The sequence below is a fragment of the Bdellovibrio sp. SKB1291214 genome, assembly GCF_002209355.2.
Taxonomy (GTDB): domain Bacteria; phylum Bdellovibrionota; class Bdellovibrionia; order Bdellovibrionales; family Bdellovibrionaceae; genus Bdellovibrio.
On the sequence record NZ_CP106855.1, the window covers coordinates 1041366 to 1063217 of the forward strand.

Below are 21852 nucleotides of genomic sequence, written 5' to 3' on the forward strand. Positions count from 1 at the left end.
GAAATTGATTTTTGCTTGGAACTTTAAGGGTTTAGCACGTTTTCGATTTTAAAAGCAATGGCAAATTTATAACTACTTAATATCATTACGGAAAAATAAAAAAGATAAGCCACCTGGCACTGTTTTAAGTTCCCTGGAAAACTTAAAAAGGTACGTCCTTACCTTAATAGGTAAGGGCGTACCTTTTGCTTCTTTGCTATGGGATTACTTTTGGATCACGACCGCACTATTGCTGCCACCTGATTGGACGATGTTTGCCGTGTTGCCGTTACCCTGTTGACTGACGGATGCGAAATTCGAAGAACCTGTTTGTTGCACATCTGCTCTATTGTTATCACCCACTTGCACCACACAAGCTGTGTTGCTATCGCCCTTCTGATAAATTGTCGCCGAGTTGTTTGCTCCTGTCTGGTTTGCGCCGGCCACGTTTGTAGAGCCTTCTTGTCTTAAGATCAGTTGGGCCTCTACTTGCGTTTTCGCATCACAGGCAGGAACCACCACTTCACCATCACCGTCTACTATGTTGCCGTCGCCATCGATCACTTCGCCTGGCGCCAATGGCACATCATCTATGATCTCTGGAGAACTGATATTAGGTGGCCCCTGTGGTTCCTCTCCATCTGTGATCGGCGTATAATCTTGTGCACTCGTAGCTCTTAACGAGCCAAATTGAACATCGGTACCCAACTGAGAACATGCCGTCATAAACAACGGAGCCGTTACCACTAGAACCAACACTGATGCTTTCATGAAATCCTCCATAAGGCTTCACAAACGAGTAAAGCAAAACGCATGCACAGGGTGTTTCGATGGCCAGATAAAATGAAATGAAGTTTGAGGTGTTTGAATTCTGACGTTGCAAAATTTTTGATCGAAGTCCGCGAAGGTTCCATAACATCTCATCCGAGGGAACCTGCGGATTCATAACACAAACTGAATCTGCCTGAGACGAATGAGCCTTTGAAATCAATGCAAGAGGTGTTTCCATGCCTATAGAAACGATGAAACATCAGAAAGCGATGATAGTAACACTAAGACATGTAAATGAAACGCCAACGGCCTCGACAGCTGAAACCTAGAAGGTAAGGACGTACCTTTTAGCCTTCGTCGTCCAAGTATGCTTTGAGTTCTTGCATGTGATACTTCCACCCGACCTGGAAGTCTTTAAGGAGTTTCCCACCCAGCTTTTCTGGGAATGCTTCCCAGCCTGTGTGGCGAACTGTCATGGTGCGAGTTTTACCTTTGTCTTCGATCAAATAAGAACACTCTGTGGAGACTTTCACATCCCAGGTTTTCTCACGCCAAGTAAAAGTAATGGATTTATTGGGAACAAGTGAAAGGACTTTACCGGATGCGAGTTGCTCGTTACCTTCGTCATCTTCCCAAGCTTCGCGGAACTTTCCCCCGACCTTAGGTTCAAGGGCGACGTCATCGCCCCACCAGTTTTCTAGATCGTCCGTATCAGTCAGGGCGCGCCAGATTTCTGCCGCCGTCGCCTTCACAGTGATCGTGATATTGATTTCCTGACTGTTGGAATCCTCCCCCTTTTTTGAGGGAGGAATGAATTTCGATCCAGACATATTTATTAGAACAAGTTGATGTTCGTAGACAGAGCCACGTTCGTTCTGTCGTCACGTACGTCTTTTGGAGTGAACTGGATATTTGGGTACAAGTAAATATCACGAGTTACGGAGATACCAAAGCCTACAGATTGGTATGGCTCAAGTTGGATGTAACGATCGTTGATCTCGTATTTAGAGAATTGCAAGTAACCGAATACTGTTCTGAAAGAGTAAGTGTCGTTGAACGTGTATTGCAAGAATGGGAACAAACCCACACCGATATCAGAACGTTGGAATCTGCCTTGGTTTTGCAATGCTAAGTAATCTGGATCCGTCAAAGCACCATTGTAAAGATACTTAGACAAGCTCAAGCTTACGCCACCATTCCATTTCGAAGTCCCGAAATTAGCCAAGAATACTTGAGACAAAGAAATGCTTCCCAAATAGTTTTGGAATTTGCTTGTGTCTTCGTCTGTGAAGTAAGTCGTAGAAACGCTTGTGCTCATTTGAGTGCCCAAAGCTTTGTAACCACGGCTCCAGCTTACGAACGGAGTCGACATTTCATAACGAGGAAGTACAGCATCTGCTTTTCTGCCTTTACGAGTATCAGCTGCTGGCTTCGTGATATCACCATGGAATGGATCGTTGATCGTCAGACCAGAACCAAAACTGATGCTGTCTTTTTGACCGATACGTACATTCACACCCAAGTTACCAGAAAGGTAAGACAATGATTCCGCTGTCGCAGAAGCACGGTAGTTCGGGCGAATTGAACCAAATGGATCGTTGATGGAGCCACCAGAATAAGAGAAATCTGATTTAAGTGACCATTTAGATTTAGAACCCAAAGATGCACGCATACGAGCATCAGTGATCTCTTCGTCAACGTCCTTCATTTTTTCTGTTGGCTTCTTAAGATCTTCGATTTTTGAAGTCGAAGTGTTTGTCGAAGAAGCGGCACCAATCTTTGCAGAACTTGATTGCGCTCCGGCTTGCATCGCAGAGAAAGTAAGAGCTGCGATAAGTAGAGAAAGATTTTGTTTCATTAGTCCTCCTAATAACGAGGACTGTTATATGTCACCCGGCCGGTTTTCACCAGCCGGAAAGTGGCACTTCACCAAAAATGATTAAGATTTTTCAGAGAAATCTAAAGGTTCACAAGGGAAAACAAAGCGCTCAAGCTTCGTTCCTCGGGACGCCTTCACGACTGCAATGTCCCCATCACGAAGGAAAGTGGCTAAATCTTTGCCAGCAGAATCGCTGAAATCTTTTTGGATCAAAGTTTCCTTAGAGAAATGAGACTTTTGCAGACCCTTCGTAAAAGCGTCGAAATCATCGCCAACGAAGTAAACTTTTTCAAAACCCGCTTTACCCACGCGCTCACCCAATTCCTCATGCAGTTGAGCAGAGGCAGAACCCATTTCCCTCATCTGTCCAAAGACGCCAACCTTACGGCCACTTACGCTTAACAATTGTACATTTTCTAGCAAAGCTTTCATGCTGTCTGGGTTTGCATTATAGGCATCAAAGATCATCTGAGCCCCTGATTTTAAGTGCACTAATTGATTACGACCCCAATTAGTTTTACATGCTGGCAGGCCATTCCAGATTTGCTCGGGGGTCATTCCCACTGCTAAAGCCAAAGCCGCTGCAGCCATGAGGTTCGTCAAATTCTGCGCACCGAAGACCTCCACGGTAGCTTGTCCTGAAACACCCTTAATGGAACCTTTAAGCACCAGCTGCTTCATGTTCATCGAATCAATCATCATATGAATGTCGGCACGTGGGTCTTCACTTGAGAAAGTAAGTACTTTATCTTGAGGGAATTTGTCGTGACCACGCACGAACATGTTGTGCGTTTGATCGTTGTCCAAGTTATAGATACGGATCGCGTTCTTTTTAGCGGCATTATAGATTTCTTCTTTGGCTTCAGCGACTTTTTCAATCGTGCCAAAGAATTCCATGTGCGCGCGACCTACCATTGTGCAAACCACAACATCAGGCTCTGCGATATTCACAAGCTCCGTGATTTCGCCGGCGTGATTCATACCCATTTCAATCACGGCTACTTCTTTTTTAGGATCAAGCTGTAGGAGTGTGAATGGCACACCCCAGTGATTGTTGAAGCTGCCTTTGTTGTAGTGAACCGATTTTGCCGTGCTGATCAAGGCTGCCGTAAATTCTTTCGTCGTTGTTTTCCCGTTAGAGCCCGTGATCGCCACAATCTGTGCCGAAGCCTGGTGACGAGCCCAGTTCCCCAATTGCTGAAGGGCTTTCAATGTGTCTTGGACTTTTAGAATTGTGACTTTGCTTTTCAACGCTTGAACTTGGGCGTTGTCTTCGTGAACCATCAATACTGTGGCCCCTTGAGCCACTGCCTTATCCAAGAACTGGTGAGCATCAAAAGCCTCGCCCTTTAGAGCGATAAATAATTGATCTTTCAAATCGGCACGAGTGTCTGTCCCAATTCCCGAAAAACGATCTGCAAAACTGCTGATCACTTGCGCTCCTGTGGCTTTTAATACTGTTTGCACATCCATGGCTCTCATTACACTCTCCCTTGCAGCGCTTGTTCTGCGACCTGCACATCACTAAACGGAAACTTCGTGGTTCCAATAATCTGATAGTCTTCATGACCTTTGCCTGCGATCAAAATCACATCGCCCGGATTGGCTTCGCGAATAGTTTGATCAATGGCAGCCTTGCGGTCCACCAACACAGTCACACGTTTTTCATCGTGGGTCTCGATACCCTTTACAATATCATCAATAATCGTTTGCGGGTCCTCAGTGCGAGGATTGTCTGATGTTACAACAACATAGTCAGAAAACCTCAGCGCCATCTCGGCCATCAAAGGACGCTTGCCTTTGTCACGGTCTCCACCGCAACCAAAGATCGTCCAGATCCTTGCCGTCGATTTCAAACTTTCGCGAACCTTATTCAACGCCGTCAGAACATTTTCTAATGCATCCGGCGAGTGAGCATAATCCACGAACACCGATAAGTTTTTATTATTAGGTACCGCCTGCAAACGTCCCGGCACACCTGTGAACTTGTTGATGGCTTCCACACAATTTTCCAAAGGAATTTTGGCAGAGAGCCCCGCTCCAATGGCGGCCACGGCATTCATCACATTGTGAGTGCCTGACATCGGCAACTCCACCGCCACCGTACCCACGGGAGTTTTCAGATCGAACTTCGTCAAAGCGAAATCCATCTCTTTGATTTTAAAACAAAGGTCCGCGGATTTATCGGCACCATACGTCCACAGCACCGCAGGATCTGCGACATGCAACTTACGACCGTATTTATCATCGATATTCACAATGGCAAAACAAGGAGCTTTGTCTGTTTGCCACAAAAGATCTGTGAATAAGCGTTGCTTAGACTCAAAATATTTCTCCATGGTTTCGTGATAGTCCAAATGATCACGCGTCAGGTTGGTGAAAATCACCGTATTAAAAGGCACACTGTCCACCCGATGCTGATCCAAAGCGTGGGAGGAAACTTCCATAGCAACGGCCTTTGCTCCATCGTCTTTGAATTCCTTCAGACGTTTTTGCAGATAGATTGGATCTGGCGTTGTCATGTCTGACGGCCATACTTTTTCAAGTAAGTGATGATTCACGGTTCCTATCACACCCGTGTGAAGTTTGGCGTGATTCAAAATCGACTCAACCATATACGTCACAGAAGTTTTACCGTTAGTACCCGTGACACCCACGCAGAATAGCTCCTCTGCAGGGTCCCCATAATAGTGGCTCGCCAAGATATCCAAAGCCTCACGTGTGTTTTCCACACGCAATACGAAACCTTTAAAAGAATTTGGAACTTGATTGGCGTCTTCAACTACCAGAACACTGGCGCCTTTGCTGATCGCATCAGGAATAAACGTGTGGCCGTCAACCTTCACACCGCGGATGGCAACAAACAGACCGTCTTGAATGACTTTACGAGCATCATTGAAAATTCCCGAGACTTCGATGTCTGGCAAAGCGTGACCGGGAATTCCTGGAATTGTTGAAAAAAGATGCTGTAGTTTCATGGGATCAGTATAGTATGTGAAAGCTATGAGACAACTCGGAAAAATACATTGCCAAGAAATTAATCAAGACGATAACGCGCCCTGGATCATCTTCTTCCATGGTTATGGCGCAGATGCCAATGACTTGTTCTCGTTGGGGCAGATGATCCCTACGAAAAAGACGTACAATTGGCTTTTTCCGAATGGAATCTTGGAAGTACCCATTGGACCTGCCTGGACGGGTCGCGCTTGGTGGCCCATCGACATGATGGAAATTCAACGCGCTATGGAAACAGGTGTCCCTCGAGATTTCAGCGCTGAAATCCCTAAAGGTTTCAACAAGGCCCGCGATATGGCGCTGGAAATGATCCGTCAACTGCGTGTGCCGTGGGACCAAATCATTTTGGGAGGCTTCTCTCAAGGTGCGATGCTAGCGACGGACTTGTATTTGCGTGCTCCTGAAACTCCACGGGGCTTGGTGATCATGTCGGGCACTTTGGTGAGCCAAGATGAGTGGAAAAAACACGTCCCGAATCGTGAAGGTCAGCGTTTTTTCCAAAGCCATGGGCAGATGGATCAGGTTCTGAATTTCAAACAAGCTCAGAAGCTTGAAACCCTTCTTACTCAGAATGGAATGAAGGGTTCGTTGATGGGATTCCGTGGTGGTCACGAGATTCCACAGCAAGTACTCCAAGGTATTAGCCAATACATCAATTCCCTATAGTTCTTACTGTCTAAAATCCTGACAGGAGTAAATCCTGTCAGGTGTGATATAGTGCCGCAACTTTCATTAAGGGGTCCCCATGAAAAAGTTGATGGTTCTTACTTCCGCTTTGCTACTAAACCTTGTAGCTGTTCAATCCCACGCTGGCGTTTACAACGTGACTGCTGATTCAACGGCTGAGCGCGCAGGTCTTAACGGAGCTTCCATTTTTGAATCTCGTTATAAAATTTTGGTATTGATCCAAGGCCGCGAAATCAAATCTTTGAAGCAGTTGCATGCGACTTTGGCTGATGGTTTGAAGTTGCCGAAAACTTACGGTGCTAATTTGGATGCTTTATATGATGTTTTGACGGATCCGTCGGTGATTAAGAAAAACTGGGACATCACTATTATTGGTGGTAAGGACCTGGTTGAGAATTTGGGTGAAGCTAAGGTTCAAGCGTTGATTGATACGCTGAACGACGCTCAAGAACAAGACCGTATGAATACGTTCATGTATTGGTTGTAAATAAAAAGGCGCTTCAACAGCGCCTTTTTTCCCACAATTTCAACAAATAATAGCAGAAACCTATCTCACAACTGCTTCTATTGATAGCTGCTCATAGCTTTCACTATTTTTGCGCAATCCATTTTCCCAAAATTCATCATGGTAAAATTCAACTTGAGCTGGCAGAAACTGTGGCAAACTTTTAATATACTCTATAGTCATTTGCCGAACTGCGGGGTCGTTCAAACCATAAATTTCTATTTTTTTATATTTCCGCATTGAGTAGTCTAAAACTATTTTGCAGTAGATCTGATAAGTTTTCCTCTCAGCCAACAGACTACCTTCTATTTTTTTATTTATTAGATCAGTCCAAGAAGAACACTCAGCATAACTTTTAGACAACTCCTCCGTCATTCTCCCCTTGTCTAGCTCTAACGACTTCATACTCCAAATCCAAAAATACGCACCAAACACCATGGCCAGGCTTCCCACGACAAAAATCAAAAACTTAACTTTTCTCATGCTTCTCATTCCCATCAATATCCGAGTGAGTCCATAGGTGCTCCTGTTGGCGGAATTCCTCCAGCACATGTAATTACACGTCTGACGAACGTATTACTATTATTAACCATTCCGGGGATGTTCAAGTATTTACTAACACCTTTCTTACTCTCATTTACAAAACTATTTAGAACGGCTTTATCGAACTGATAGGTCCTGACTTCGAACGCTACTCGTACATGTAGGAAAATTCTGGGTCGATATCTTTTTTAAGCATCGGTTGCCCGAGGGCATCGTACTCGAATTTCACTGGGACCATCGCGGTGATGCGACCGTATTCTGGAAAATCGTGAGCAGAAGGCCAACCTTCCACAGGTCCCCATTGCGGGATGCTATCCTTGGGCACAAAGTGGAATGACAGCCACAACTTACCTGAGGGGTCATAGTTTAACTGAGGTCGACCGACCCACGTGGCGTTCATCATTTCGCGAAGGTTTAGTGTAGTAGCGAAGTCGACCATTTCACCGCGCGCATCGACGACATTTCTGTATGGGCCAACTGCATCCGCGCCAGGTGGGCGATAATCAAGATAAATACCGTATTTTCTGACGTAGTCATTTGCACTTCCTGCTTTAATAAATTGCTTATGTTTTAATTCTTTAAGTACGTTGTCGCCCTCACGCAAATATCCATCGATCTGATGCTCGTCTCCTCGGCGTAAAGCTTCAAAGGGTTTGCCAGTCAGGGGATTGATCAAGTTCGTGACTTCAATTTCCGGTCCCACCGTTGACTTCAACGAAGGGTCCATTTCACGCATGAATGTCGTGGTCATCCAAGGCATTCCATTTTTTTCTTCGGTCACGCGTTCATACATCAAAGTGTAATTGCCATTTTTATTTTTAACGGGCTCGTGCACACCAGTTTTAGGATTAAACTCAGTGACTAGAGTTCCGCCATATCCGTGATATTCCCAGCCTTGATGCTTGGAACGGTTGAAATCGTGAACTGGCTCCTGCCAAACAATGCGCTCTTCAAAAACTCCAGGTTTAACTTCTGTGTGGGAAACCTTGCCCCACCATCGCGAGCGCGAACGGTTGTCGCGTGCAACATTAGGAAGTTTTCCTGGAACGGCTTGCTCCATCACACCGCCTAACGCGATTAATTCACCAGCATCATTCTTATAGATTACGACGTCCCATGCCCAAGCTTCATTGTGATAAGCACCGGTCATTTCAGTGCCATCCTTATAAAAACCTCGAGACCTTTGAACTTTACTTACTCCGCCTTTAAATAAGTCTGCGGGAGTATTGGCTTCGATGTAACGAAGACCGGAAAAGTTAATACGGTATTTGGTAACACCATTAGGATAAGTAATCGGCATTACCAGCGACGGGTCCGCCGTATCGATTTTAATATCGGCGGCATCGATATCAGCAGACGCATCTTTTCTTAAGCCAGAAGTTTTGACGATGGGTCGGCGTTGGACAACATTTGATGCGGTATACATCTGCTGTTTACGAAGCGCGTTTTTCTGTTCTATTGAAAGCTTGGCCCATTGAGCCTGAAGTTCGGAATACCGATTGGAAAAAATCCCACTGCATTGGCCCGCAGATTGTGCGCTCGCATAATTAGCGAACCCTATCACTCCAGCAATAATTAAAATCGATGAGTATTTCATAGCTCCCCTCTGCTAAGGTGCTATTTCAAAACTCATGCGAAAGATTTTCGGCTTTAACTTTAATATAAGCTAAGAGAAACGAAAATTTGCTGTGAGAATCTTAACGAGTAACAATTTGTGCTCGACACTGAGAGCGAAACCGACCTGTCTCATTTTGAGACTCTTTCTGCAAAGGCACGTTTGATACGATCTTCAATTTCGTGTTTCAAACGATAGCGGTCTCCGGCAGGCCCGGAGAGTTCCACGATTTCTAAGTAAGGCGAGAAGTGACCGTCGATTTTTTCGATGCCAGCACTCAGAGGAATCAGACGACTGTCTTTTAAGACTAAACTCAAGCTAAAGCTTGATTCCATGTACTCCGCACACTGAAGTTCGCTGTACGGAATGGCACGAACAACATCACGCAAAGGATATTCAAGTTCGATGCAGTTTTCTTGTAAGATGATTTTTACAACTTTAAAGCGACGAATCATCAACAGGGCAAAGCACACAAATAACTGCAAAGCCATCAACCACAGATACATATCTGCTTCACCGGGATTCATATACCAGCCGATAAAAGGAATCAGTGTGGCAGCAGCCGTGACATAGGCCCCGATCAGCAAGCTTTTAATTTCATTTTCATTGGAGAAGACAATTTTACTCTGCACCGAATTTACCCACGCATGTTTGCCATCATTTCAATCGTCAGCGGATATTCTCTCTTATTAGGAATCCCAAACAATTGAAAATTTACCGCAAGCAAATGAGCATCTATTTTTTGACTTAAGTCTGACTCCGTGGATACAACGGATGTTTAGGCTTTACTGGCAGTTGCAGTTTTTTCTTCAGATAATGTTTGTTGTAAAATCAAAGTCATCGGGAAAAGCGTGAATTGCATCGCAATCCTTAAAGGAACTATGGCTTCGCTTTTTCCCCAATAATTGAACAAAGTCCAAACGGCTCCCGCCGAAAAAACAAAAATACTGATGTTCAATACTTGGTTTAAAATGCGCGACTCACGCAAAGGCTTAATAGCAGATAAAATCTGCAGCACCACGAACAGGTAAACCAAAACAGCCTGAAAACGTTCTAACCAAGATGAGTCTTGCGCTGATAAAGAAAAATAGCGAGGCACACCACCATATGAAACTGTGTTGATATTGCCAATAATAAAGCCCAAGCAAAATGAAAGAGCAAGAATACGCAGGAACAGAACAATATACTTAAGGTTCGCCTTCATAAACGCAGTTACGCCAGCCATCCATGCCGCCCTTCTTTTACCGATAGTTCAAAACAAGCGTGACTTTATATTCTGGAGCAATATGGATGAGTTGCAAATAAAAAAGGCACCTTGCAGGTGCCTTTTTTTATTTTAGTATCACAGTGATATTTTTATCTTCAGGAAGTGTCGAACCGGCGGACGGTATCATGTCTGTAACCAAGCTACCCGAACCGACGAACTTTACTTTGAGATTCTGTCCGCTGACCTGTCTTAAAACTTCGCGAGTTGTGAGTTTCATCAGGTTTGGAACTGTCTCGCCCGGCTTTACTTCGGCGGTAACTTTATCTAACTCTTGTGCTGTAAGTGTTACTGGCTCAACCTTTTTCGGCAGGTCTTTGGATTCATTTGCAATCTCACGAGCGATTTTATCCAAAGCTGCCTTTTGATTGATCATTGATTTCATAGAATTGAAATTCTTATTGTTGGTCTCGGCCAAAATCCCTGGAAGGGGGGCAATACCCTCTTTACGAACTGCATAAGATGCAATTCGAGAAAACACCGGTGCTGCTACTTTTGCTCCGTAATATGATTTTCGAGGAGAATCAACTGCCACATAAATTACAAACTTTGGATCATTGGCGGGAATGAAACCGGCAAAACTAGAAACATAAGCTCCCTTAAGGTAACCGCGACCATTCGGGTTTACTTTTTGTGCAGTACCTGTCTTACCCGCAACCATAAATCCATCAACACGCGCATTCGCGCCCGAACCAATCTTCAAAGTCGTGACACCTAAAAGCATCGCGCGCATTTGTGCAGCTTGCTCAGGTGTTAACACTCGACGAATGGGTTTAACCTTAGTTTCTGTCAACTCGCCCGTCTCAGAATCACGAACCGATTGGACAATGTAAGGAGTGTTCAAAACACCGCCGTTTGCAATGGCAGCATAGGCATTAGCGATTTGAATCGGAGTGGTCGAAATACCGTGACCAAAGGAAATATTACTTAAAGAGATTGGCTTCCAAGGAAGGGCTTGAACGATACCCCGTGCTTCACCTGGAAGATCCACGCCGAGTTTTTGTCCAAGACCGAAATCCAAAAGACCTTGGCGCAATTTTTCTTGTCCCAATTTAAAAGCGATCTTTGTCGTTCCGATATTTGAAGATACGGCAAGGATCTCTGCCGCAGTGATATCGCCGAACTTTTCATGAGCTTCAGCTTCTTTAATTATTTTATCCCCGACACGGAAAGCACCATTTTCACAAAAGAACTTAGTATTGGGCTGCAAAGCTCCTTCGCGAAGAGCCGAAGCAATAACCAAAGTCTTCAATGTTGATCCTGGCTCAAACGCATCCGTCACCGATTTATTACGACGATAATCAGCTTGGGCTTTTTGTGCTTTGTTTAAATCAAAAGTGGGAGCAGAGGCCAATGCCACCACCGCCGATGTCTTCGCATCCAAAACCACGCCAACCGCATGATCAGCATCAAAAGTTTGAACTGCGTTAGCGAGTTCTGATTCAAGAGCATACTGCAATTCAGAATCCACAGTCAGACGAAGCTCGTTCCCATCGGGATTTTCGATAAACATCAAGCCGTCATTAATCAGAGGACGTCCACGAGCATCTCTTTTAACCATCACTTTCTTTTGATTGCCACGAAGAGACTGATCATATCCTAGCTCCAAACCTTCAAGTCCCTGACCTTCAATGCCTAAGAAACCCAGAGTTTGCGCTAACAACGTTTCGTTCGGATATACGCGGCGCCATTCTTCAACGAAAGACAATCCACGAATATCGAACTTTTTGATTTCATCCGCTTTGTTTTGCTCAAGCATACGTTGAATCCAAACGAAGCGCTTGTTACCGTCTTTGATTTTTGAATAGACAGATTCGTAAGACTGCCCCAAAACCTTGGACAATTTTTTCGCGGCGGCTTTGCGATTTTCGATAATTTTGGGATCTGCATACAAAGAATAGGCAGTAGCCGACATAGCAAGATCACGACCATTACGATCAACAATGGCACCCCGGCGAGCTTGCAAGGTTACTTTAGTTTGAAATTGACGACTCTGAAGAGCGTTCAAACGATCATTGGGAAGGAACTGCAGATAAGCCGCTCTCATTGCCAAAAGCGACCACAGACCGATGATACCAACAAAGATAAAGACAATACGTGATTTCAACTACAGATCCTTTTTAGCAATTTTCTTATCAAGCGCTTTGGCAACAGGAATTTCTTGAACATCACTTAAATGAATGATCTGATTCGCCTGAACTTTTTTAAGCGTGAATTTCTGCTGAGCCACGTGGTCCAACAATTGCGGACGCGTGATTTTTGCTAAGGAAATTTCTTTGGTGCGTTTTTCTTCTAGAACTTTCTTATGCTCGCGAGTCAGCTTCAACACAACGTAGCCCATGCGACGCTCTTCCATTTGCAGGAACACGATGGAGAATAAAGTAAAGATACCTAGAAGGATGCTGAAAAACGGTCTTAATTGTCTAAAGTTCTCTTTGCTCATCCTGAGCACTCCTCTCGAAAACCCTCAACTTCGCAGAGCGCGAGCGAGAGTTCAAATCCAACTCTTCCTGAGATGGAACGACTACTTTTTTATAAACAGATCTGCCGAGTTCTTCTGAATCACGGAAGATGTTTTTAACAATTCTATCTTCTAACGAATGGAACGTGATCACTGCCAAACGACCACCAGGATTTAACGCCTTGATCATTTGCGGAATCGTTTCAGCGACAACTTCGAGCTCAGAGTTCACTGCCAAACGCAGAGCCATAAAGTATTTCGTCGCGGGGTGATGGCCTTTCACTTGCCATCCATCCACACGTTCGATCAAACCTGCAAGCTGACCTGTAGATTGAAATGCTTTTGTTTTACGATCTTGAACGATCGCTCTGACAACACGAGCTGGACGGTAAACTTCGCCATACTCTTTAAAGATTCGAATGAGTTCATCCTCTGTTGCCGTATTCACAAGCACCTCAGCCGTCAAACCTTGCTGCTGATTCATTCGCATATCTAGTGGACCATCGTGGTAAAAACTAAAGCCTCGTTCGGCCTGGTCTAACTGCGGTGAGCTCACACCTAGATCTAAGAGCATCATATCAAAGTTTTTCAGATTGTGATCCGAAAACTGCGAGAAATTTCCATGGATTATGCGAAGTTGGCCGTTCTCGACTTCCGTCTTGAAACGTTCGCCACCGTATTTTACGGCGGCTAGATCTTGGTCCATGACGGTTGCTTTCATCGCGGGAACGGTGTGTTTCACCGCCATATAGTGACCACCGCGACCAAAAGTTCCGTCAAAGTAAGTGACGTCTTTTCTCTCTCTGTAAGGAAAGAAAGCTGCGAGCACTTCTTGCAGCATGACGGGATAATGTTCCGGCGAGAATGTAATCGGAAGCTCGACCTTTGGCGGGATAATTTCCTCTGTGCGTTCGATTTTTTCACCAGTGCCGGGCTTATATTTTTTCATCGTCAACTTCCTAGAATTTCAAGGTATGAACAATTCGGTGGACCGTCAAGAAGCTTTGAATTAGCCTATTTATAAGGCTTTTTCTAATCACAACAGGAAAACTTTTTAGATGCTAATTTCGTGTCCACGCTGTGGCTTTCAACAACCTCAAGATAAGTATTGCGCTCAATGCGGCGTCGATATGGAAAGCTTTAAACCACAGTCGGCTCCATTTTGGAAAACATTCTTAAAGAATCCTGTTTTACATGTGACATTGTTCGTTGCTGTCGTCGTTAGTGGCGGAGTTTACGTTTACAAAAACAAACAAACGGAAACCACAAATATAGCCAGCACATCTCGACCTACTGTTCGAGTAAATAGCTCCAGCAATCTTCCGCCTCCCCCACCCGCAGCTCCAGAACCAAGTTCTGAGATGGCAACGGCATCGGGTGGCGTGACTGAACCTTCTCCAAGCCCAGTGGTTGCAAACGTTGCTTCAAGCGACGCAGATGATAGTAAAGAATTGGCAGCCGCAAAAGCTTTCGCAGATGCTCACTCTGAGAAAGTTGCCGAAGAACCAAAAAAAGAAAGCCGCACTGTTGCCGCAAAAAGCACGGGTGGACCACACCTGATCGTCACTTATGCCGAAGTGATCAGGCCTATGTTGGGTCGAATGATCGAATCCAGCCGCGGCACTGGGCAGTTCATGAATTTCGCAGATTATTCCGCCGGCATTATTCCCGGTCTAGATAAACGCATTCAAGCGGCAGGAGTGAAAGTCCTTCATAAAGAAGAACGTACTCTTTCCTCCAGCAAAACAATGCAGTGGTCTTACAGCATAAAAGACCGAAACAATCCATCTGTTGAAATTGGCCTGACGACATTCTTTGAAATTGCAGATGTTGACGGACCAAGTCTGCGCGGCAATATCGAAATCCAAAGAACGTGGCGTGAAGGCAGTCCCACAGGTGGGTTTGAGGTTCAAAGAAAATCCTTCCCGGCTATATTTGAAATCGGGAACGGCATGGGCTTTTTGATGTCGGGAGTTATGCCCGCTCAGTCAAATCTCGAAAATGATGACGATCTGACTGCAATTGATGTATATAAAATTCTGCGCTCTCCTCAATTCCGAGCAGGCGAAAGCGAATTCGTGATCTTCGTCGAATACGACAACAAATAGTCCTCGATCTGAAGACCTTTCATACGAATTCGCGTGAAAGGTACTCATGGCTCAATTTCAACAAGAACTACCACACCACTATGGTCCACGCGTTCACTTGATCGATAGCCCGTTTTTGAGTGGCCTGCTAGCCAAAGCCTGCCACCCTGACTGCTATCAGCCGGAAATCAATCGCATTGTTGAGGTGCTCTACACTCACTTGATTTCAATCACGGTGAACAATGAGTTCGACCGCGAAAACTTCTCCCAACCGACTCGCATGACCGAAGCTCATCCCGATAAACTTTTGCATACGGATCGCATTGCGCAACACCAAAAAGCAGTGAGCGTAAATCTGGCTCGCGCCGGGACTTACCCAAGCCACATCTGTTACAACTTTTTGCACTTTGCTTTGCCTGCTAAAAATGTTCGTCAGGACCATATCTTTTCAGCGCGCATGACAGATAGCAAACATACGGTCACTGGCGCTGAATTTGGCGGAATGAAAATCGGTGGCGATGTAAAGGATGCCAGCGTAATTCTACCTGACCCAATGGGTGCCACTGGCAATACAATGATTCATGCCATTAACCACTATAAGCAGCATATCGAGGGCCCGGCTAAAAAATTTATAGCCTTAAACCTTATCGTGACCCCTGAGTACTTGAAGAATCTGTTAGGATCACACCCCGAAGTCGTAATCTATGCCTTAAGACTTGACCGTGGGCTATCCTCTCAGGCAGTTTTAGATGCAAAACCGGGTCAATTCTGGGATCAAGAACGCGGCTTAAACGATCATCAATACATCGTGCCTGGCGGCGGTGGTTTCGGCGAGATCATGAATAATTCATTTGTGTAGGAGTCCCCATGACGAATTTAACTTTGAAGCCATATATCTCTGAAGAAAAAATCCAACTTAAAGTCAAAGAGCTGGGCGAGACTCTGACTAAAAAATTCAAAGGTGAAAAAGTAATCGCGATCTGTGTTTTGAAGGGCTCCTTCATGTTCTACTCTGATTTGATCAGAGCCATCGACAGCGACATCACATGCGAATTCTTTGGTGTGGCTTCTTACCACGGCGGGACTTCTTCCTCTGGTGAGGTGAAAGTCACTTTGGACTTGGCTTCTCCGGTTGAAAACCAGCATGTGATTTTGGTTGAGGACATCGTCGATACGGGTCTTACAATGAACTACTTGAAAAATTCTATCATGTCGCGCAAACCAAAATCTTTAACGACAATCGCATTGCTTGAAAAGCCTGAAGCTTTGAAAGTTAAATGTGACGTTGACCACGTGGGTTTCAAAATCCCGAACGACTTCGTCGTGGGCTACGGCTTGGACTACCAAGGTTACTACCGCAACCTTCCATACATCGCCCAAGTTCAAAACTTCCAATAAGGTAACAGTTCCCTTTTCTAGGAATCTACATCCTCAAATGCAAAAACCACAGCCGCAAAGCTGTGGTTTTTTTATTCTTACTTCCATAAAACAACAAATCCTAAAAAAGGGAACTGTTACCTTAGAGTTTGATTGAAACGCCTGCGCTGACTATGATGCCGAAGTTGTACACATCGAGATCGTTCAGGAATTTGTCTGTGTTGATTTTGCTAAAGCTTTCCTGAAGATCGGCTTGCAAGACCATCCCTACACGATTCGAAAATTTCCAATCATAGCCGGCACCAAAAGCGCCACGAAGATCTGTTGCATTGAAGTAGTCTTTCGCATCAATTCCAGTTATTGCCGGATAATTAGTAGTCGCACCATAAGTCACGATTGTGGAGTTCACATCGTATTTTGCCTCACTTAAAATACCCACCACCACTCCCGCTCTTGCAAAGAAATGAGATTTAGAGGAGTGCGGCCATGAAAAGCGCGCCATCAAAGGAATATCCAAATAAGTGAGATTAAAATCATAAACGTTTTTACCACCTGACGTAGCTCCGACAGTCATCTGTGCGCCACGTGGGGAATAGAATAACCCCGTTTCACCTTGCCACATTCCACGGCCAATTAAAACTGTAGCCCCAGCTTGCAAGCGAGAGACTGATTCGGCGCTTGAGCCATTTCTGCCCTCAATACCCGTAAAATTAGAACTAATGTAACCCAGTGTTGGCTCAAGTGTGACCCAAGGATTTGGAATTGTACGATAGTTAAGGACTTCTGCACGTTGAGACATCGTTTGAGTCGGATAGACGGCAGACATCTCATTGGCAGCTTCGACTTCTTCTTGAGCATATGAAGGCTTAAACTGGGCGCGGGCTCCTTGTGCCTGTGCAGACATCGAAAAACCCAAAATCAAAGCCGCAATATAATAAGTTACCTTGTTCATATAACTCTCCCTTAATGCCAATATGAAGAGCAAGTGGGATACCAATAGAGCACCCAAAGGACTGAAGCCAGATTGCCTTAATTTTTATTTGAAGTATGGATTCTCAGGATGAGACAGACAGAATTTAGATACTCTGAATACAGGTGCCATTTCTGGCACCCAAGTGTCTAAGCGATGTTAGATCTTAAAACGATGTGTAATCAAACCATGGGTCGGATCATAGGGTGACACACTCACAGTCACACGGTCCCCGACAACGACTTTGATATTGAAGCGCTTCATCTTTCCGCAAAGTTTTGCTTTGATGTTAACGCCATTTTCTATTGCGATGAAATAAATCCCACCGCCTTTTAAATCAGAAACTTTTCCTTCGATCATCACCAGATCATCTTTAGCCATTTCCTACTCCTTTAAAGAACGAAAGTGCAGAACCGTTGTTAAACGGTTCTGCGGGGAAATATTGCTAAAGTGATTAGTAAGAACGACGAGAAGAACCGCCGCGGAAACCGCCACCGCCACCAGTGCGTGGAGCTTGAGGTTTCGCCTCAGAAATATTCATGGCGCGACCACCTAGATCGATACCATTTAATTTTTCAATAGCAATCGTCGCTTCAGAGTCAGTCGCCATTTCAACGAAAGCGAAACCCTTGCTGCGACCTGTGTCACGATCCGTGATGATGTTTGCAGATTCAACAGTTCCGAATTCAGCGAATTTATTCGCCAAGATATCAGAATCTACCGTGAAGCTAAGATTACCAACGTATATTTTTTTTCCCATTTTTGCCTCCTTAAAAAAGCTAGGGGCCATTCGCGAAGACAAAAGGGAATCTAATGAATTAACTGAACGACGAAATTTGGTAAGTTCATTAGAACACACAAACTCGTGAGTAGATATGGACGTTGTCGCCAAATGCTATAATTCGCAATTTTGGTACTGAGATCGAACACCGCCGAGATAGAATGTAATATTCTCCTTAATTACTGGCCTTAGGGCGTCATTCCAGACATGTTACTTGCCAGTTTTTTGAAATAACATTGAAAGGTAATAAACTTCTCGAGCGGTTTTGTTTGCTTCCTGTGGCATGTCAGCTCAAAATTCTAGAAACATAGATGTCCGAACGGACGCTTATATAAACCACAACGGAGAAAACACATGAAAAAAATGATCATCGCGGCAGCAATTATCGCATCAGCATCTTCAGCATTGGCAGCTTCTAAAAGCGACCTTTCGAATGGCGGTTATGGAACTGCAGGTTGCGGTCTTGGCGCTTTAGCTTTTGGTAACAAATCAGGTCCTATTCAAATCTTGGCTGCGACTTTAAATGGTACTGCGGGCTCTCAAACGTTCGGTATGTCCACTGGGACATCAAACTGCGGCCCTTCCGTTTTCGCCGCGAACGAAACAAAAGCGTTCTTGGATAACAATGCAGTAGCTCTTGAAAACGACATCGTTCGTGGCCAAGGTGAAACGTTGACGACATTCTCCAAAATGATGAACTGTGACTCTCAAGTTTTGGGTGTTACTTTGAAAAACAACTACAAATCAATCTACTCAGGTGAACAAACGACTGAGCGCGTTTTCGAAACGGCTCAAAAAGTTTGCGCTGTTAAAGGTTAATTTTTGCTTCAGTTAAAAGCCTAAGGTACAAAAAGAGGGGCCGCTCAATTCGGTCCCTCTTTTTTTATGAAATGTATATGTTTTCTTGCCCTGCTTATTTTCAGCCCTTTTGTTCAAGCCCAAAGCTTAGCGGACTCTGTCGTTCAGAGCGCACTGAAATTGAAGCTTGATCAAGACCAACAATGGCTAAATCTATTGAACTATCGCAGAGACAGCGGGTTCAGTAAACAAAGCCAGGCCGACTCTCCGCTGTTCTTTTTCTCAAAAAAGGGAAAACAAAATCCCCAGGCCGAGTTGATCGCCACTATCCAGGCGATCTTTGACCCGACGCTCACTCGCCCATCACCAGAGGGAAACTTACAAGAGCGTGCGCAGTGTTTATTTCCAGGTCGATTCCTTTATTTAAAACGACATTTACCTGAAGCAAAATGGCCCCAAGTCAGCTGCCAACGCTTTGAAAACTTTCGAGGCATCCTTGATGCTCACTCAGCCACTTATGTTTTTTCTTCCTATTATATGAACAATCCTGCGTCTGCCTATGGGCATTCGTTTTTAAGATTAAATCGTGGAAGTTCCTCGTCGAATGAAAAAAAATACGAGCTGATCGATTTCGGTGTGGGCTTTTCTGGAGTTCCTGAGGGAGCAACACCAGCAACCTATGCTGTCATGGGATTGATGGGCATGTTTACAGGGCGATTTGAAATTCAGCCTTATTATTTTAAGGTTCGAGAATATAACAACTTCGAAAGTCGGGATTTATGGGAGTACGATTTAGATCTTACTCAGGATGAAATCGACCTTTTAGTGGCCCACGTTTACGAATTGCAACAAGCTCACTTTGATTATTGGTACTTCACTGAAAACTGCTCTTACAGAATCATCGCTGCTCTTGATGCCGTAAGACCTTCTTTAAACTTAGTTCAAAAAACGAAACGGGCTGTGCTTCCCAGCGACACGATGATCATGGTTTACGAGGCCCCGGGGGGCTTGGTTCGTAAACTTAGTTATCGTCCTTCGGGTCGCGCGACATTTGAACAAAGACTGACAACTTTGAACCAAGCTTCAAAAGAAAAATTTGCTAAATTTATTCAAAGTGAAAATATCGAAGAGCTTGTGAATGGTAGCACAGATAAAGAACGTCAGGAGCTGTTGGACGCTGCAATTGACTACGTCGACTTTCGTTATGCCAGTGAAGTCCTGCATCAAAAAGGTCAATTCAAACTAAAAAAACAAATTCTGATAGCTCGCGCTGAAGTGAATCTTGTTTCTCCCGAACTTGAAATCCCCGTGCCAATGCAAGACGCTCCTCATCAGGCCCACGGGTCCTCGCGCGCTAAAGCAGGCTACCTTTACCGCAACGACAAGAATCTAGCGACTTTGGGTCATCGTTTTGCTTTGCATGATCTGTTAGATCCTATTCGCGGCTATCCGGCTTATTCTGAAATGCAGATGATCCAAACAGACTTCAGTTATGATGCGCAAGCAGGGCGCGTTCAACTTGAAAAGATAGGCTTAGTGGAAATCGTGTCGCTTTCGAACTGGGACATTTTTACTCATGCCCCATCATGGCGTCTTAAGTTTGGCTGGGATCGGGACTACCAAACAGAATGCTCCTATGACTGTATGCCATTGTCTTTTTCGATCGGTGCTGGCCTTGCTAAGGAGCTTACAAAAAGTCTGACGGCAAGCGCTTGGATCAGAGCCGGCTTTGCCTATGATCAAAATTTTGTAAACGATCAATTCCGTATGGGAATCGGTCCTGCAGTTTTATTGCGCTATAACTGGAAGGATTCATTCAGCCTGCTTGCCGAGGCATGGTATCGATATGATAACCATGGCAGTAAAAATGAATACCGGGATTTGTTTGCCGGCGCCCAGGTCGCTCTAAGCAAAAACCTGGGATTGCGCCTTGGAGCAAAAGACCATGAAGAATACAGAGCAGAACTTAATTTCTATTACTAACAACTTGTCTTGAAGCGAACATCTTTACCGTAGGAGTTGATTCAAACGCGACCGAGGTATCGATGTGCGAAGACAGTTGTCCATGGAAGTAACCGGCAGAAAAACAAACTACGACAAAAAGAACCATATAAACTGCGTTTTTCATATTACTCTCCACGTGAGGCAATAGTTTGATTTAACCATTGCGATAATTTTGCTGGTTGACCGTGCGCAAATCCCTTCACGCTGATTTGCGCGTAATTTTTAATCTGCATACTTGCTGTAGATTTCGTGACGATCTTCATCGTTTTCTGAATTTGCTGTGGATTGACCAAAGCCAATTGATCCAAAGCCTGCAAGGCACGAAGTCGTAAATTCAATTCCTGATTTTCAAATGTCACTTTCGTTAAACCCGATGTTTTAGAATAGACATAAGGAGTTTTAACGATTTCAAAAAGTGCGTTGTGCGCCTTAATTCCTGAAAGGCTAATCAAGTACACCGTCATCAAACGTTCGTTCACGTTTAAAGACGTATCCACAGATTTAGCAGCCAGGTTCATAAGATCATTGTAGGAAAGTTTTTCTGCTTGAGCACGTACAGTTGCTTCACGTTGTTTCCAATCAACTTTACCGTGATTCAAACTGTCCATTTCCTGGTCCAGAAGGACTTGTGCAACATCAAAACCCGCAGCTTTTTTAGCTGGGGACTTTGCTTTTAACAAAGAGGATGTTTTTGTTTGTGAAAAAGGAGCCACCGTGGTTGCCAATTGCGCTACCGGTGCCGCTGCGACAGCAGGGCCTTTCATTTTCTCGGCGGCGTAGACCGTACCGGCCACAATGGCTATGACGATCATATATACTTTGGCTTCGTGGGACATAACGTCCTCCTTCGACTTTGATCTCCTTACAACTCCCGTGCCCCCTTCCAGCTGCAAATACTTCGTATTGAGAACTGTTCAGATGTAAAAAACATAGGCACATGCCGCTTTGAGGCTGTTCCAGTGCGATCGCTCCACCAGTGAGATACCACTTCTGCTACACAACTAGGCGCATTAAGCCTCACAATTTTCGTGCTGCGATGTGCGCCTGTAGACAACCTTGCCCGACTCACTACACTTAAGAAGTCACGGTGCTCATTCGAGTGCGCCATCGAGGTAT

Annotated in this window: 24 protein-coding genes; 7 read left to right on the top strand and 17 right to left on the bottom strand. The window is 44.7% G+C overall.

What is annotated here, in order from left to right; all coding sequences use genetic code 11:
* Positions 1 to 204: 204 nt before the first annotated feature.
* From B9G69_RS05160 to B9G69_RS05180, 5 genes are all read right to left on the bottom strand, one after another.
* The gene (locus B9G69_RS05160) at positions 205 to 750 is read right to left on the bottom strand and encodes a hypothetical protein (RefSeq protein WP_176400952.1); all 546 of its coding nucleotides are present in this window, start codon (positions 748 to 750) and stop codon (positions 205 to 207) included.
* Positions 751 to 1097: 347 nt separating this feature from the next.
* Positions 1098 to 1580, bottom strand: coding sequence for an SRPBCC family protein (locus B9G69_RS05165; protein ID WP_088615442.1), 483 nt, complete (start codon positions 1578 to 1580; stop codon positions 1098 to 1100).
* Between the two features lie 5 nt (positions 1581 to 1585).
* The gene (locus tag B9G69_RS05170; RefSeq protein ID WP_088615443.1) at positions 1586 to 2608 is read right to left on the bottom strand and encodes a hypothetical protein; all 1023 of its coding nucleotides are present in this window, start codon (positions 2606 to 2608) and stop codon (positions 1586 to 1588) included.
* A gap of 81 nt (positions 2609 to 2689) precedes the next feature.
* Entirely contained in the window at positions 2690 to 4111 is a 1422-nt protein-coding gene (locus tag B9G69_RS05175) for a UDP-N-acetylmuramoyl-tripeptide--D-alanyl-D-alanine ligase (RefSeq protein ID WP_088615444.1), read from the bottom strand.
* Positions 4111 to 5607, bottom strand: a complete 1497-nt coding sequence (locus tag B9G69_RS05180; RefSeq protein WP_265437989.1) for a UDP-N-acetylmuramoyl-L-alanyl-D-glutamate--2,6-diaminopimelate ligase — start codon at positions 5605 to 5607, stop codon at positions 4111 to 4113. The genes B9G69_RS05175 and B9G69_RS05180 overlap by 1 nt, the downstream gene beginning before the upstream one ends.
* 25 nt (positions 5608 to 5632) lie before the next feature.
* On the opposite strand from B9G69_RS05180, the gene B9G69_RS05185 reads away from it, so the two are divergent.
* On the top strand, positions 5633 to 6310 hold the full coding sequence (locus B9G69_RS05185) for an alpha/beta hydrolase (protein WP_088615445.1): 678 nt from the start codon (positions 5633 to 5635) through the stop codon (positions 6308 to 6310).
* 79 nt (positions 6311 to 6389) lie between these two features.
* The gene (locus B9G69_RS05190; protein ID WP_088615446.1) at positions 6390 to 6818 is read left to right on the top strand and encodes a barstar family protein; all 429 of its coding nucleotides are present in this window, start codon (positions 6390 to 6392) and stop codon (positions 6816 to 6818) included.
* Positions 6819 to 6878: 60 nt separating this feature from the next.
* On the opposite strand, the gene B9G69_RS05195 is transcribed toward B9G69_RS05190, so the two are convergent.
* The 7 genes from B9G69_RS05195 to rsmH form a co-directional block, all read right to left on the bottom strand.
* A complete protein-coding gene (locus B9G69_RS05195) occupies positions 6879 to 7319 on the bottom strand; it encodes a hypothetical protein (protein WP_141096925.1) in 441 nt (146 codons plus the stop codon).
* Positions 7320 to 7527: 208 nt separating this feature from the next.
* Positions 7528 to 8976 carry a hypothetical protein gene (locus tag B9G69_RS05200; protein WP_088615448.1) on the bottom strand — a complete coding sequence of 483 codons (1449 nt, stop codon included), beginning with the start codon at positions 8974 to 8976 and terminating at the stop codon, positions 7528 to 7530.
* A gap of 149 nt (positions 8977 to 9125) precedes the next feature.
* The gene (locus B9G69_RS05205) at positions 9126 to 9626 is read right to left on the bottom strand and encodes a hypothetical protein (protein WP_088615449.1); all 501 of its coding nucleotides are present in this window, start codon (positions 9624 to 9626) and stop codon (positions 9126 to 9128) included.
* A 146-nt stretch (positions 9627 to 9772) separates the two neighbouring features.
* Entirely contained in the window at positions 9773 to 10219 is a 447-nt protein-coding gene (locus tag B9G69_RS05210; RefSeq protein ID WP_088615450.1) for a hypothetical protein, read from the bottom strand.
* Positions 10220 to 10325: 106 nt separating this feature from the next.
* The gene (locus tag B9G69_RS05215) at positions 10326 to 12365 is read right to left on the bottom strand and encodes a penicillin-binding transpeptidase domain-containing protein (protein WP_088615451.1); all 2040 of its coding nucleotides are present in this window, start codon (positions 12363 to 12365) and stop codon (positions 10326 to 10328) included.
* Positions 12366 to 12701: a histidine kinase gene (locus B9G69_RS05220; RefSeq protein WP_254916864.1), complete on the bottom strand. Its 336-nt coding sequence runs from the start codon at positions 12699 to 12701 to the stop codon at positions 12366 to 12368.
* The gene (gene rsmH / locus B9G69_RS05225) at positions 12682 to 13668 is read right to left on the bottom strand and encodes a 16S rRNA (cytosine(1402)-N(4))-methyltransferase RsmH (protein ID WP_088615452.1); all 987 of its coding nucleotides are present in this window, start codon (positions 13666 to 13668) and stop codon (positions 12682 to 12684) included. The genes B9G69_RS05220 and rsmH overlap by 20 nt, the downstream gene beginning before the upstream one ends.
* A gap of 181 nt (positions 13669 to 13849) precedes the next feature.
* Here rsmH and B9G69_RS05230 point away from each other — a divergent pair, with 181 nt between their 5' ends.
* The 3 genes from B9G69_RS05230 to hpt are packed head-to-tail and all read left to right on the top strand — an operon-like array spanning position 13850 to position 16204.
* Positions 13850 to 14827 (top strand): hypothetical protein, encoded by a 978-nt coding sequence (locus B9G69_RS05230; RefSeq protein ID WP_265437990.1) that lies wholly within the window; start codon positions 13850 to 13852, stop codon positions 14825 to 14827.
* Between the two features lie 46 nt (positions 14828 to 14873).
* Positions 14874 to 15665: a uracil phosphoribosyltransferase gene (locus B9G69_RS05235; RefSeq protein WP_265437991.1), complete on the top strand. Its 792-nt coding sequence runs from the start codon at positions 14874 to 14876 to the stop codon at positions 15663 to 15665.
* An 8-nt stretch (positions 15666 to 15673) separates the two neighbouring features.
* Positions 15674 to 16204: a hypoxanthine phosphoribosyltransferase gene (gene hpt, locus B9G69_RS05240; RefSeq protein ID WP_088615455.1), complete on the top strand. Its 531-nt coding sequence runs from the start codon at positions 15674 to 15676 to the stop codon at positions 16202 to 16204.
* Between the two features lie 121 nt (positions 16205 to 16325).
* Here hpt and B9G69_RS05245 read toward each other — a convergent pair whose 3' ends face one another.
* The 3 genes from B9G69_RS05245 to B9G69_RS05255 all read right to left on the bottom strand — a co-directional run bounded on the left by B9G69_RS05245 (position 16326) and on the right by B9G69_RS05255 (position 17913).
* Entirely contained in the window at positions 16326 to 17135 is an 810-nt protein-coding gene (locus tag B9G69_RS05245) for an outer membrane beta-barrel protein (RefSeq protein WP_088615456.1), read from the bottom strand.
* 177 nt (positions 17136 to 17312) lie between these two features.
* A complete protein-coding gene (gene infA / locus B9G69_RS05250) occupies positions 17313 to 17534 on the bottom strand; it encodes a translation initiation factor IF-1 (RefSeq protein WP_088615457.1) in 222 nt (73 codons plus the stop codon).
* A 73-nt stretch (positions 17535 to 17607) separates the two neighbouring features.
* Positions 17608 to 17913, bottom strand: a complete 306-nt coding sequence (locus B9G69_RS05255) for an RNA recognition motif domain-containing protein (protein ID WP_088615458.1) — start codon at positions 17911 to 17913, stop codon at positions 17608 to 17610.
* 375 nt (positions 17914 to 18288) lie between these two features.
* On the opposite strand from B9G69_RS05255, the gene B9G69_RS05260 reads away from it, so the two are divergent.
* A complete protein-coding gene (locus tag B9G69_RS05260; protein ID WP_088615459.1) occupies positions 18289 to 18753 on the top strand; it encodes a DUF3015 family protein in 465 nt (154 codons plus the stop codon).
* A gap of 159 nt (positions 18754 to 18912) precedes the next feature.
* Positions 18913 to 20715 (top strand): DUF4105 domain-containing protein, encoded by a 1803-nt coding sequence (locus B9G69_RS05265; protein ID WP_176400953.1) that lies wholly within the window; start codon positions 18913 to 18915, stop codon positions 20713 to 20715.
* Here B9G69_RS05265 and B9G69_RS05270 read toward each other — a convergent pair.
* Entirely contained in the window at positions 20699 to 20860 is a 162-nt protein-coding gene (locus B9G69_RS05270; RefSeq protein ID WP_176400954.1) for a hypothetical protein, read from the bottom strand. The genes B9G69_RS05265 and B9G69_RS05270 overlap by 17 nt on opposite strands.
* A 1-nt stretch (position 20861) precedes the next feature.
* The gene (locus tag B9G69_RS05275) at positions 20862 to 21572 is read right to left on the bottom strand and encodes a hypothetical protein (RefSeq protein WP_088615461.1); all 711 of its coding nucleotides are present in this window, start codon (positions 21570 to 21572) and stop codon (positions 20862 to 20864) included.
* Positions 21573 to 21852 lie beyond the last annotated feature (280 nt).

Coding starts and splice junctions, on each gene's coding strand:
- B9G69_RS05160 (WP_176400952.1), bottom strand. CDS start 750: ATGAAAGCATCAGTGTTGGTTCTAGTGGTAACGGCTCCGTTGTTTATG.
- B9G69_RS05165 (WP_088615442.1), bottom strand. CDS start 1,580: ATGTCTGGATCGAAATTCATTCCTCCCTCAAAAAAGGGGGAGGATTCC.
- B9G69_RS05170 (WP_088615443.1), bottom strand. CDS start 2,608: ATGAAACAAAATCTTTCTCTACTTATCGCAGCTCTTACTTTCTCTGCG.
- B9G69_RS05175 (WP_088615444.1), bottom strand. CDS start 4,111: ATGAGAGCCATGGATGTGCAAACAGTATTAAAAGCCACAGGAGCGCAA.
- B9G69_RS05180 (WP_265437989.1), bottom strand. CDS start 5,607: ATGAAACTACAGCATCTTTTTTCAACAATTCCAGGAATTCCCGGTCAC.
- B9G69_RS05185 (WP_088615445.1), top strand. CDS start 5,633: ATGAGACAACTCGGAAAAATACATTGCCAAGAAATTAATCAAGACGAT.
- B9G69_RS05190 (WP_088615446.1), top strand. CDS start 6,390: ATGAAAAAGTTGATGGTTCTTACTTCCGCTTTGCTACTAAACCTTGTA.
- B9G69_RS05195 (WP_141096925.1), bottom strand. CDS start 7,319: ATGAGAAAAGTTAAGTTTTTGATTTTTGTCGTGGGAAGCCTGGCCATG.
- B9G69_RS05200 (WP_088615448.1), bottom strand. CDS start 8,976: ATGAAATACTCATCGATTTTAATTATTGCTGGAGTGATAGGGTTCGCT.
- B9G69_RS05210 (WP_088615450.1), bottom strand. CDS start 10,219: ATGGCTGGCGTAACTGCGTTTATGAAGGCGAACCTTAAGTATATTGTT.
- B9G69_RS05220 (WP_254916864.1), bottom strand. CDS start 12,701: ATGAGCAAAGAGAACTTTAGACAATTAAGACCGTTTTTCAGCATCCTT.
- rsmH (WP_088615452.1), bottom strand. CDS start 13,668: ATGAAAAAATATAAGCCCGGCACTGGTGAAAAAATCGAACGCACAGAG.
- B9G69_RS05230 (WP_265437990.1), top strand. CDS start 13,850: ATGGAAAGCTTTAAACCACAGTCGGCTCCATTTTGGAAAACATTCTTA.
- B9G69_RS05235 (WP_265437991.1), top strand. CDS start 14,874: ATGGCTCAATTTCAACAAGAACTACCACACCACTATGGTCCACGCGTT.
- hpt (WP_088615455.1), top strand. CDS start 15,674: ATGACGAATTTAACTTTGAAGCCATATATCTCTGAAGAAAAAATCCAA.
- B9G69_RS05245 (WP_088615456.1), bottom strand. CDS start 17,135: ATGAACAAGGTAACTTATTATATTGCGGCTTTGATTTTGGGTTTTTCG.
- infA (WP_088615457.1), bottom strand. CDS start 17,534: ATGGCTAAAGATGATCTGGTGATGATCGAAGGAAAAGTTTCTGATTTA.
- B9G69_RS05255 (WP_088615458.1), bottom strand. CDS start 17,913: ATGGGAAAAAAAATATACGTTGGTAATCTTAGCTTCACGGTAGATTCT.
- B9G69_RS05260 (WP_088615459.1), top strand. CDS start 18,289: ATGAAAAAAATGATCATCGCGGCAGCAATTATCGCATCAGCATCTTCA.
- B9G69_RS05270 (WP_176400954.1), bottom strand. CDS start 20,860: ATGAAAAACGCAGTTTATATGGTTCTTTTTGTCGTAGTTTGTTTTTCT.
- B9G69_RS05275 (WP_088615461.1), bottom strand. CDS start 21,572: ATGTCCCACGAAGCCAAAGTATATATGATCGTCATAGCCATTGTGGCC.